Below are 13,249 nucleotides of genomic sequence, written 5' to 3'. Positions count from 1 at the left end.
TTCAAAAATTATCAACCCGTAAATACCGGCGTTGAAGGGATTTAAAGATAATGTACAAGCAAAAAAAGAACTATATAATTCTACTGTGTCTGTTTAGTATTCAAAGTACAATAGCACAGATTTCTGTCTCATTCCAACCATTAAGCAATTCTTTTCCATTAGTTGTAAAAGGCAAGGCCGCTGCAATTTATAGTGATGCAGCAGATGCGGAAGTCGTACGAATTGCGGCTGAGGCTTTTAGAAATGATGTAAAACTTGTTAGCGGAGTCGCTCCCGGAACGATAAATGCAGATGCCGGTTCTCAGCAGGTTCTAATTGGTACCTTAGGAAGTTCCAGAATTATTGATGCTTTAATTGAAAGTAAAAAACTCAAAGTCGATAACCTTAAGGGAAGATGGGAAACTTTCACAATTTCCATCGTAGACAATCCCGCGCCGAATGTCAAACAGGCTCTGGTTATTGTCGGAAGCGACCCCAGGGGAACTGCTTTTGGCGTGTTTGAACTATCCAGGCTGATTGGTGTTTCACCTTTTTACTGGTGGGCTGATGTTAATCCGGTAAAACATAATGAGATTTATTTTAGCAAAAGCAGCTTTACTTCCCCAACACCTTCTGTAAAATACCGCGGCATATTTTTAAATGACGAAGACTGGGGATTGCAACCCTGGGCAGCCAAAACGTTCGAGCTCGAAACAGGCGATATTGGTCCAAAGACTTACGCTAAGATATTCGAACTTTTACTTCGTCTCAAGGCTAATCTTATATGGCCGGCCATGCACCCAAGTACAAAAGCTTTTTATTCTTATCCCGGAAACAAAAAAGTAGCTGCCGATTATGCCATCGTGGTTGGTTCATCTCATGCCGAACCTATGCTTCGTAACAATGTGGGCGAATGGGATAAGAGCATGGGCGCCTTCAATTACATCACCAACAAAGAGAAAATCTATAATTATTGGGACAGCCGTGTAAAAGAAAGCAAAGACAATGATGCCATTTATACCCTTGGAATGCGTGGAGTTCACGACAGTGGTATGGAGGGTGTTAAAAGTGTAAAAGAAGCTGTTCCGTTACTGGAAAAAATTATTGAAGAGCAGCGGGGAATGCTTAAAAAGCATGTGAATGCTAACGTGGCGGCCATCCCACAGGTATTTACAGTGTATAAAGAGGTTCTTGAAATATACGACAGCAATATCAAACTTCCTGATGATGTTACCGTGGTATGGCCCGATGACAATTACGGATACATTCAGCGATTAAACGACGAGAAAGAGAATAAGCGCTCTGGCGGTTCGGGAGTTTATTATCATGCTTCTTACTGGGGGCGTCCGCACGATTATTTATGGCTAAGCTCCACCCATCCGGGATTAATCCGCGAAGAGATGATGAAAGCTTATCAAACCGGGTCTGACCGTTTATGGGTATTGAATGTGGGCGATATTAAGCCGCTGGAATATAATATCCAGCAATTTATGGATATGGCTTACCAGGCCGAGCCATTTAAAGAAAGCTCCTATTCAAAAACACACTTAAAAAACTGGGTGGCTTCTGTATTTGGTGCCGCTAAAGCTGAACGGATCAGCTCCATTCTCTGGAACTACTACCAGCTCGCTTTTGAACGCCGTCCGGAGTTTATGGGCTGGAGCCAAACTGAACCAACAACTCAAACAAAATATTCTGATTATAATCATTTCTATTATGGTGATGAAGCGCAGCGCCGCATTGATAGCTATGAGAAATTGGTTTCCGACTTGAAAACACTACGTCCGGAGATTAGCGCAAAGGATGCTGATGCGTTTTATCAGCTGGTTTATTATCCGGTGATTGGCGCTTCGCTGATGAATAAAAAATTCCTTTACAGGGATAAGGCCTTTCTCTATGCTAAACAAAGCCGTGCAAGCGCATCTGATTATGCTGCCATGTCAAAACAGGCATATAATGATATTGTAAAAGAGACAGAATATTACAACAATCAATTGGTAAATGGTAAATGGAAACATATAATGTCTATGGAGCCGCGGAATTTACCTGTGTATAAAGAACCTGTGTTACCAGAGATATCTTTAGGCAAAACAGGAGGCTGGAGCATCGCGCCGGAAGGTTTTGTGACTAAGGATTCGTCCTTAATAACTAAAGGAAACGCTCAGTTTGTGCTCCCGGTATTTAATCGTACAAGCGATAAAAAATACTTCATAGATATTTTTCTTAGTGAAGATAAAACACTTAACTGGTCCGCACGGGCAGATGGCTGGATAAGCCTTTCTCAGCGCTCCGGCTCCTTGATTCCTCAAGCCGGAAAAAGAGAAATCCGGATATGGGTTAGTGTGGACTGGAATAAAGTTCCGCGAAACGGAAGACAGAATGGTAAAATCAGCTTTACAGCCGATGGTAAAACTCTGGACGTGAATGTCGGAGCCAATAATTCTGTTCCGCCACAACTGGCTAATTTTAAAGGGTTTATAGAAGAGGATGGATTCATATCTATAAATGCGTCTGATTTCAGCAGAAATACCAATAAAAAAAATCAGGGATGGCAGCTAATTGATGGCTTTTCTACTGATAAAAGCCTCATGGCCCTGCCTCTTAAAGGAGTCAATATTCCTTCACTAAAAGTTCCCGGGGATCTGATAAATAGTGCACCGTCTGTTGAATACGATTTTTATTCAGTCACATCCGGCCTTCCGGTAATAAATATTTTTACCTTACCAACCCATCCGGTTAATAGCAATTACAGTATGCGCTATGCTGTTTCTGTTGATAATGGCCCGGTAAAAATTGTTGATTTTAAAACGGCAGGAAGAAGCGAAGAGTGGAAACAGAATGTTTTAAGAAATAGCGCCATCCGGAAAGTCGAAGGACAATCCATAAATGAGGGTAAGCATACCTTACGAATTTATATGATAGATCCGGGAGTTATTATGGATAGGATTGTAATAGACTTCGGTGGATTAAAAAAAGGGTATAGTGCTATCCCGGAAACAAAAAAGAATTGAGTGATATGATTTGTAAAACATACGCAGAAATAAAAAATAGAAACTTAACTCTTACGTCTTTTCAGCTAAGAAAAGTTCTTGCCCTTACCTTAGTGGTATGTGGTGTGGTGTTAATTTCTGATGTGTGTTTTGCTCAGAAAAAGAAAGGTAAACTGGCTGATAAACCCTTGTTCCGGGACCCCATATTCGATGGAGCTGCAGACCCTGTTATTGTATGGAATAAGAAAGAGAAAAAATGGTTTATGTTTTACACCAACCGACGTGCCAATGCTGTTAAGGAAACTGGCGTAACCTGGGTTCATGGCACAAGAATCGGAATTGCAGAGTCCAAAGACGGTGCCACATGGAAATACCGTGATACCGCAAATATTAATTTTCGTCCGACAAAAGATTATACCCATTGGGCCCCCGATGTTTTTGAGTCTGAGGGGACTTACCACATGTTTCTTACCTATGTTCCCGGAATTTTTACCGACTGGAGCCATCCACGGAATATCCTGCATCTAACAAGCAGCGACCTGATTAACTGGGATTATAAATCGACAGCAGCATTGATTAATGATAAAGTAATTGATGCCAGTTTATATCAGTTGAATGATGGTACCTGGCGCATGTGGTACAATAATGAAAAAGATGGGAAATCCATTTACTATGCGGATAGTAAAGACCTTGAAAATTGGGATCTGAAGGGCAGAGCCGTAGGAGACAGAGGGGGAGAAGGGCCTAAAATTTTCAGATGGAAGAATAGATACTGGATGCTGGTTGATAATTGGGCAGGCATGAGTTTGTATTACTCTGATGATTTAACCAAATGGACACGCCAGCCCAAACGTATTTTGGAAGAACCTGGCAAGGGGCCTGAAGATCAGGCAATTGGAGGTCATGCAGATGTAGTTGTAAGCGGCGACAGAGCTTATGTTTATTATTTTACTCATCCCGGAAGGACGAAAAAACCTGCAGCCGATGGCGTGGAAACGCGCAGGAGTTTAATACAGGTAGCAGAATTGGAATATAAAGAAGGTGTGATTTCTGTAGACAGAGATAAGCCTGTATATGTTAAATTTAAAAAGAAAAAATAATACCAAATATGAATTTTAAAAAGGGACTTTTAGCCATTGGGTTTTCAATCTTAACTGCCGTCCAGGTTTTTGCTCAGTCGGGAATAACTAAACAAATACAATACCTGTCAGGTACAGATAATGAAAAAACCGTTGCATGGGACTTTTGGGTGACCGGCGGACGTAAAAGTGGGGTATGGTCCAAAATACAGGTTCCTTCGCATTGGGAACAGCAAGGTTTCGGCGAATACAATTACGGCCGTGATTATGTAACCTTCGGTAAAAACTTTCGCTTCGCAGATGAAAAAGGAATTTATCGCCACAGCTTTAATGTTCCTGCAAGCTGGCAGGGTAAAGACGTTTTTATTGTGTTTGAAGGATCGATGACCGATACTGAACTGAAAATCAATGGTAAATCAGCCGGTCCGGTTCATCAGGGTTCTTTCTACCGTTTCAAATACAATATCAGCGATAAGCTGAAATATGGAAAGTCAAATCAGTTAGAAGCAATCGTAAGCAAAATGTCGGCAGATAACTCTGTTAATAATGCAGAGCGCCTTGCTGATTACTGGATTTTTGGTGGGATTTTCCGCCCTGTTTATCTGGAAGCGGTACCTAAAGAACATATTTCCTGGACAGCTATTGATGCTAAGGCGGATGGTTCTTTCAGGGTGAATGTTCATTTGAAAAATGCACAGGCGGGTAGAGATATCGTGGCGGAGATTATAGATTCTAAAGGAAAGATTATAAACACAGCCAGAGGAAAAACTTCGGGAAGGGATACAATGGTAAATCTGAGAACCTCAGTTCAAAACCCCTTACTGTGGACCGCCGAAACACCGAATCTTTACAGTACGAACATTTATATAAAAAATGCCGGTAAGAATGTTTACCGCACTACGGAAAAATTTGGTTTCAGAACTATCGAAGTCAGAAAGCAGGACGGTATTTATGTAAACGGGACAAAAATCAAAATGAAGGGCGTTAACCGTCACGTCTGGTGGCCCGAAAGCGGACGATCTGTAAATGCTAAAATAGATCTGATGGATGTGAAGTTGATAAAGGAAATGAACATGAACGCTGTTCGTTGTTCGCATTATCCCCCCGATAAGAGTTTCCTTAATATCTGCGATTCTTTGGGACTGTATGTATTGGATGAATTAGCCGGATGGCAAAAGGCTTACAGCACAAAAGCTGGTACCCCATTGGTAAAAGAAATGGTTATTCGCGACGCAAACCATCCCTCTATAATTTTCTGGAGCAATGGTAATGAAGGCGGACATAACTTTGATCTGGATGATGACTACGGAAAATATGATTTATCAAATCGTACAGTAATTCATGGACACCATCGCCCCGGAAATGCATTTAACGGCATCGACGCAAATCATTATGAGGATTATTACAGCACTCAGAAAATTCTTGCCGACACGAATATTTATATGGTTACAGAGTTCCTTCATGCGCAGGATGATGGCGGTGCTGCTTCTTCGCTTGCAGATATGTGGGAACTGCACTGGAACGCTAAAAAAGGTGGTGGCGGCTTTATCTGGGACCTGGCGGATGAAGGAATTGTTCGTACCGATCAGAATAATATTATTGACGTAAATGGTGTAAATGCTCCTGACGGAATTGTTGGTCCGCACAGGGAAAAAGAAGGAAGTTTTTATGCTATACGTGAAATCTACTCGCCAGTTAGAATAACATTAAAGGAACTTCCTGCAAATTTCAATGGAGAAATAGATGTAGAGAACCGGTATCATTTTACTAATTTAAACCAGTGTACCTTTAAATGGGAACTGATCAATTTTAACAAGCAGAATGCTTCCCGGTCTGGTTACACTTCTGTTAAGCAGGGAAATTTTAATGCTCCCTCTATCGCCCCGGTAGCAAAAGGAAGTTTAAAGATAAGCCTTCCTGCAGATTGGAAAGATTACGATGGCCTGGCAGTATCAGCCTTCGACCCTTTTAAAAATGAAATTTACAGATGGGTTTGGAAGACAGGGAGTAACGCGCGTTTATTGGAAAAAACACTTTCTCCGGCGATAGGTAGTGCTGCTGTAGCTGCAAATGAAACTGATTCATTAATCACCCTGCGTGCAGCCGGTATTACGGTAAGCATAAATAAGAAAACCGGCAAGCTAAATAGCCTCGCCAATGAAAGCAGTGCCGCCTTATCCTTTAAAGATGGCCCTGTTTTGGTAAGCGGAAATGCATCTTTTACAGGATTAAAGCATTTTAAAGAAGGTGACAGTTATGTTGTTGAATCTTCATATACAGGCGATATGAAGTATGTACGCTGGAAAATGAACCCCAGCGGATGGCTTGAAATGACTTACGAATATTCTTTAAACGGTGATTATCAATTTGCAGGTGTAAGTTTCAACTATCCTGAAAATTATGTGTTAGGTGCAAAATGGTTAGGAAAGGGCCCGAGCCGCGTTTGGAAAAACAGGTTGCACGGAGCGACATTGAATGTCTGGGAAAACAGGTATAATAATACTCAAACCGGAAGTGCACCATGGATTTATCCTGAATTTAAAGGCTATTTCTCAGAAATAGCGTGGATGGAACTAAGCACCGTGCAGGGAAAATTCACGGTAGCATCGCCTGACAATGATATGTTCGTGCGTCTGTTCGACTTTTATGGATTGACCGGTCCGGTTTCACATCCTGTACTTCCTGTAGGAAATATTTCCTTCCTGGATGCTATTCCTCCTATGGGATCTAAGCTTGCGCTGGGAGTTAGCCCGAATGCTCGGAATCTTGGTCCCCTGGGCGAATTGAATCACATAAATGGAAGCAAAAAAAGGACCTTGTTATTTTATTTTGGCCTACCTAAGCCATCTGATGATAATAAGCAGTTTACTATGCCGAAGGAGAATATTTTGACGGATTAAAAAAGTAACTGATTTATTACTGGAATGGTATTCCATAAAGGGGATTTGCAGGATGCATAATCCCCTTTTTTTTATTAATCTTGGGCACTAATTATCAAATATCTCTGCTAATTCATTTTTGCTGGTTAAGCCCAATTAAAGCATGTTTTAGCAATATAACCATATTAAAAATAAACATGATTCAAGCAGCGAAGCGAGTAATCCTATTATTCCTGGTCATTCAAACCCTTACAGCTGTAACTGTTTTTGCAGCAGATCCTGCCTGGGCCTCAAAAGTTGGTGTAAGAAAGCTGAAAATCAAGGCCAGGGTCTTTAATGTAAAAGACTATGGCGCTATAAATGACGGAAAGACTCTTAACACACAGGCCATTCAAAAAGCGATTGATGCCTGCTCTAATAAGGGCGGAGGGAAAGTGGTATTCGCTCCGGGTCAGTATTTAACAGGCTCGCTGTTTATTAAGGAAGATGTATTTCTGCAAATTGATAAAGGGGTAGAAATTTTAGGAAGTCAGAATCTTAGTGATTATCCGGATATTGATACCCGTGTTGCCGGCATAGAAATGAAATGGCCTGCCGCATTGATTAATATTATTAAACAGGAAAACGCGGGACTTAGTGGCGAAGGAATTGTAAATGCTCAGGGCAAACCATTTTGGGATTCTTACTGGGCTTTGAGAAAAGAATATGAACCTAAAAAATTAAGATGGATTGTGGATTATGATGCTAAGCGTCCCCGTACTTTACTGGTATCCGAGTCGGAAAATGTCCTTATTAAAGGCTTGACTTTTCAACAGGCCGGGTTCTGGACAGTTCATATTCTATATTCAAAATATGTTACGGTTGATGGGATAACTATTCAGAACAATATTGGCGGACACGGTCCAAGTACTGATGGCGTTGATATCGACTCTTCTTCCTGGATTCTGGTGAAAAATTCAGATATCGATTGTAATGATGATAATTTCTGTATCAAGTCTGGCAGAGACTGGGATGGCTTGCGAGTAAACCGTCCGGCTGAATATATAGTAATTCGCGACTGTATATCCCGTAAAGGGGGAGGCTTAATTACTTTCGGAAGTGAGACTTCCGGCGGTATGCGTCATATTCTGGCTAAAAATCTTAAAGCCAATGGTACAGGTGTTGGTATTCGCTTTAAATCTGCCACAAATCGTGGAGGTACAATAGAGGATATTTATATTGATAATATTGAAATGTCGGGAGTTGGAACTGCCCTTGAAATAACCCCTAACTGGAACCCGAGCTATAGCTATTCAACCCTTCCCGAAGGATATGATATCAATACCGTTCCGGAGCATTGGAAAAAAATGGTAGAAAGAGTTGATCCGGTCAAGGGCATTCCTCACTTCAAAAATGTCTATATCTCAAATATTAAAGCCGATGGTGCACGTAAAGCCGTTTTTGCCGATGGTTTAGATCAGGAGCCTTTAAGGAACTTTAACTTTACTGATATTAATATCACAGCGAATACTGCTGGTTCAATAAAAAATGCAAGTGATTGGACATTTAAGAATGTCTCTATTCAAACAAAAGATAACAGCAAGATACAGGTCACCAGCTCGCAAAACGTTAACCCATAGACGCTGGTATTATTGGTTTTCGGAGCCGGGATGAGACATTTTAATTAAATATTTATTTAGATACATGGGGCGTTAAATTCATTTCATCTAAGATGAAATGAATTTGCGCTAAGTAAATTGATTATTGCTTATAACAGATATGTGGAGGATAATTATCTGTACTAAAGAAAGTTTGGGAGCAGGAAGATGGGTGAGGTTATCGGCAACGGCTATTGTTTTATTAATAAGCAGCCATATATTTTTTCTGAACTTTGCTTTTGCCCAGCCGAAAGCGAATTTCAAACATTATTCTACTGAGAACGGACTCTCGCATGACGGGGTATTGTGCATTACAAAAGACAAAGAAGGGTTCATGTGGTTTGGCACATGGGACGGTATAAACCGTTTTGACGGTCATGTTTTTACATCTTATAAATCTCTTCCAGGCGATAGTTCCAATCTGAAAAACAACAAAATCAGAACTATTATTGAAGATAAACCCGGTTTCCTCTGGGTCAAAACATACGATAACCTTGTTTACCGGTTTGATAAAAAGAAAGAGGAATTCTTGTCTGTTCCCGGCACGCAAAAAGAATTTAAAGATCTTATTATAGACAGGATTGCTCCTGTGTCTACGGGCGATACCTGGCTGCTTACAACGAACCAGGGCCTTTTATGTGCAGTAAATCTTAATACCTCATCTGCCCCCAAAATATACAGGTACAGTTCAGAAATCCGCGGCGATTTTCACATCAGCGGCAACAGCATAAATTTTTTATTTGAGGATACAGATCAGCGGGTTTGGATAGGGACAGGCACTGGCCTGAGTTGCCTGGTTAAGAAGAACGGGCGTTACTATGAAAAGCAAATTTTCAAAAATGGCAGGGATTCTTTCCGTCCTGATTATTCTTTCACCTGTGCAGCAGAGTTTAAAGGAAAGATCTATTTTGGGACCGCTGATGGCAACCTGATTTCTTTTGATAACCGGAGAAGTGATTTTTCTATCATTCCCGTTTCGGCAGGTACAAAATTCAACGCTTTGCGTCCTTCCAAAAAGGGCCAGCTTTACATTTCCACCAGTGGTAAAGGTATTATCACCCTAAGTCCTGAGACGAATGCGGTCAGGTTTAACAGCATGCCCGGAGCGGATACATTTTATTCAATCTATGAAGACAAGTCTGGTTTAATTTGGCTCGAGCCTGAAAGAAATGGTATTATAAAATTTAATCCGGCAAACGGAACCTTTAAGCTATTTAGTCAGAAAAAGGATGCGAATGTAGTAAGCCCAAATAAAAACTACGCAGTATTCGAAGATATAAACGGGGTGTTATGGGCCAGCCTCAAGGGAGGGGGCCTGGGATATTTTAATCCATCCGCCGATAAAATAGAATATTTTTATAACGAACATGGATCCCCGCAACAGCAGTTTTCAAATATAATTACTGCCCTGTATGCCGATCCTGCAGGTATTTTATGGATCAGTGCTATTGATGGAGGAGTTAATAAGATCACCTTTCCGGGGAATAATTTTAACTATAAACTTCTTGTTAATAATTCGCAGAATAAATCAGAGAATGAAGTAAGAGCATTGCTTGAAGATAAAAAAGGAAGATTGTGGATTAGCACCAAAGGCGGACAGATTCATGTTTTTAAAAATGGCCAGAAGCTAGGCAGTGTTTTTGAAAATTCCCCGGGTTTGGAAGTCGGAAGCGTCTATTCAATATTCGAAGATCGCGAAGGCAGTATATGGCTGGGAACAAAGGGCAATGGTTTAACTATAGCACGGCCGCTTGATAAAGAGCATTCACGATACAGGCTTTCAAAATACGTATCTGATCCCGGCGATAAGCATAGCTTAAGCAGTAATCTTGTATATTCTGTTTTTCAGGATAACAGAGGCAGAGTATGGGTTGGAACACTCGGTGGTGGCTTAAATCTGGCTATACCGTCTGGCGGTAAAATGCTCTTCCGGAATAGTAAAAATGCATTCAAACAATATCCTGCTTCCTGTAATGTGATCAGGCATTTGCAGCAGGGTACTGATGGAAAGATATGGGTAGCTACAACCGACGGCCTTGTTTTATTCGATCCTGATAAAGGAAGTCCTGAGAATTACCAGTTTTTAAAATATAGTAAGATCCCCGGCGACCGCAGTAGCCTGGGGAATAATGATGTGCAGTACATTCATCGCGACCGCATGGGGCAAATGTGGGTGGGCACTTTTGGAGGCGGTTTAAATAAAGCTATTTTGGATCCGGCTACCAAAAAACTGAAGTTTCGCATATATACCCGGGATGAAGGATTACCCAATGACATTATACTCAGTATAGTAGATGATAACAAAGGGAATTTATGGCTGGCAACAGAAAATGGCTTATCTCAGTTTAACCGCTTAACACAGTCCTTCAAAAATTATGATTCCTACGATGGCTTGCCTCCGGTGGGATTTTCTGAAGCTGCCTGTTTCAGATCACGTTCGGGACATCTTTATTTTGGATGCGTTAAGGGATATATATATTTTAATCCTGCCCGCTTATCGAATCAAAAGTTAAACGCGAATATGGCATTAACCAATATTCAGTTATACAATAAAGATATTATACCAGGAACTCCCGGTTCTCCTTTAAAGTTTTCCCTTAATAGCACAGAACTAATCACGCTTGACTATGATCAGGATGTAGTGAGTATCGATTATACTGTGCTGGATTACAGGGCAGGACAAAAAGTTTCTTATGCCTACATACTTAAAGGATACGATAAGGGGTGGCACTATGTAAAAAATCAGCATAAAGCTACGTATACTAATCTTCCTCCGGGAAAATATGAGTTTATTGTAAAGGGTACAAGTACTGAGCTTTTTAATAATATCCCAGCTAAAAGCCTGAAAATTACTGTGCTTCCGCCGCCCTGGCTTTCGATATGGGCTTATATAGCTTATTGTATTGTGCTTGTGATTTTGATAGAGATGGCCAGGAGGGTCATTTCAACAATGATAAAATTAAGAAACAATGTTGCTGTCGAGCATCGTTTGACAGATTTAAAGATGCAGTTTTTTACCAATATTTCTCATGAACTGCGAACCCCGCTTACCTTAATCGTAAGTCCTTTAGAAGATATATCCAAAAACGAACCCATATCTGCCCGGGGACGGGAAAATATTAATATAGTAAACCGGAACGCCAACCGGATGATACGTTTAATTAACCAGCTGCTCGATTTCAGGAAAGTGCAGAGCGGAAAAATGCGGTTAAGATTATCTGAAATTGAGATCGTCGGCTTGCTTAAAGAAATTAGCAAGTATTTTACCGGGCTGGCACAGGAAAAGAATATCGACTTGCAGATTAATTCTGATGTTGATGAACTTTACGCATGGCTTGATGAAGAGAAAATTGATATTGTTATTTATAACTTACTGTCGAATGCTTTTAAGTTCAGTCCTCCGAATAAAACAATTCGCATCGATGTAAGCGCAATAAAAAGGAATAGGGATTTTACGATTACCATAACAGATCAGGGGCATGGAATACCGAAACAAAAGTTATCCAAGATTTTTGAGCTCTATTATGAAGGCGATAAAATCAGCGATAACAATCTGAAGGGAACAGGTATTGGGCTGGCTCTTTCCAAAGAACTTATAGAGGCGCATTATGGAACTATTTCTGCCGATAATAGCCCTGAGGGAGGGATGATTTTTAGCATTGAACTTAAAACCGGAAAAGAGCATTTTAAAGCCGGGGAAGCGGACTTTGTAAATACGCCCCAATTATCAGCTTTTATTAACTCAGGCTATCCAGATGCTGTTTCTGATAAAATCAGCGATAGATTAGCAGTAAGCAGAAATGCAAAACCCGACATGCAGTCTCTGCTGCTGGTGGAAGATAATTCTGAACTGAGGAAATTCCTGGCAGCGCAGCTTTCTCAATTTTACAGAGTGCTTGAAGCTGCAGACGGAGCAGAAGGTTTTAAAGCTGCCTGTGATAATTTGCCCGATCTCATCATCAGCGATGTGATGATGCCGAATATGGATGGTATAGAAATGCTCGACAAAATAAAGACGGATGCACATACGAGCCATATTCCTGTTATCCTGTTAACAGCGAAATCATCTGTGGAAAGCATGATAGAAGGATTAAAATATGGAGCCGACTTTTATATCACTAAACCTTTCCATACAGATCATATTCTGGCATCTGTAGAAAATCTTTTAAGCCAGCGAAAGAAGCTTTTCGAATCATTAGTCAGTCATGACAAAAAGCTTGTTCAGATAAAGCCTGATGAAATTCTTATTACCTCCAGAGATGAAGAGTTTTTAAAGGATGTTATCCGGATTGTTGAAGCGGGGATACTGGAAAGCGAATTTAATATCGACAATGTTGCAGAGGCGGTAGGAGTTGGACGCACAGCATTTTATAAGAAATTAAAGAGCCTTACAGGTCTTGCACCCGTCGAGTTTGTTAGAGATATGCGCTTAAAACGTGCTATGCAATTACTCGATGCTGCTGAATATACGGTTTCCGAAATTTCTTATATGACCGGGTTCAGCAGTTCAGGATATTTCAGCACCTGCTTTAAAGAAAAGTACAAAGTGTCTCCTTCAGAATACATGAAAAATAAGAAGAGTAATAACGCTCATTCTCAAAAAACGTAAGAGATAATGCCGAGCCTTACTTTCCCGGAATAAATACCTTCATCCCGGCAGAAATAGAGCTTATAGCTCAAAATAA

At 40.7% G+C, this 13,249-nt stretch carries 5 protein-coding genes; all 5 read left to right on the top strand.

The window, feature by feature from the left end; genetic code table 11:
* Positions 1–50 precede the first annotated feature (50 nt).
* Positions 51–2,990 (top strand): glycosyl hydrolase 115 family protein, encoded by a 2,940-nt coding sequence (locus WG906_RS09570; RefSeq protein ID WP_339992365.1) that lies wholly within the window; start codon positions 51–53, stop codon positions 2,988–2,990.
* Positions 2,991–2,995: 5 nt separating this feature from the next.
* Positions 2,996–4,069 (top strand): glycoside hydrolase family protein, encoded by a 1,074-nt coding sequence (locus WG906_RS09565; RefSeq protein ID WP_339992364.1) that lies wholly within the window; start codon positions 2,996–2,998, stop codon positions 4,067–4,069.
* Positions 4,070–4,077: 8 nt separating this feature from the next.
* The gene (locus WG906_RS09560; protein ID WP_339992363.1) at positions 4,078–6,948 is read left to right on the top strand and encodes a glycoside hydrolase family 2 protein; all 2,871 of its coding nucleotides are present in this window, start codon (positions 4,078–4,080) and stop codon (positions 6,946–6,948) included.
* Positions 6,949–7,124: 176 nt separating this feature from the next.
* Positions 7,125–8,546, top strand: coding sequence for a glycoside hydrolase family 28 protein (locus WG906_RS09555; protein ID WP_339992362.1), 1,422 nt, complete (start codon positions 7,125–7,127; stop codon positions 8,544–8,546).
* 139 nt (positions 8,547–8,685) lie between these two features.
* Positions 8,686–13,173: a hybrid sensor histidine kinase/response regulator transcription factor gene (locus WG906_RS09550; RefSeq protein ID WP_339992361.1), complete on the top strand. Its 4,488-nt coding sequence runs from the start codon at positions 8,686–8,688 to the stop codon at positions 13,171–13,173.
* Positions 13,174–13,249 lie beyond the last annotated feature (76 nt).

Origin of the sequence: Pedobacter superstes (assembly GCF_037622515.1) — a bacterium.
Taxonomy (GTDB): domain Bacteria; phylum Bacteroidota; class Bacteroidia; order Sphingobacteriales; family Sphingobacteriaceae; genus Paradesertivirga; species Paradesertivirga superstes.
The sequence above is the reverse complement of the archived record's forward strand: the minus strand, read 5'-3'. Positions and strand labels throughout refer to the sequence as shown.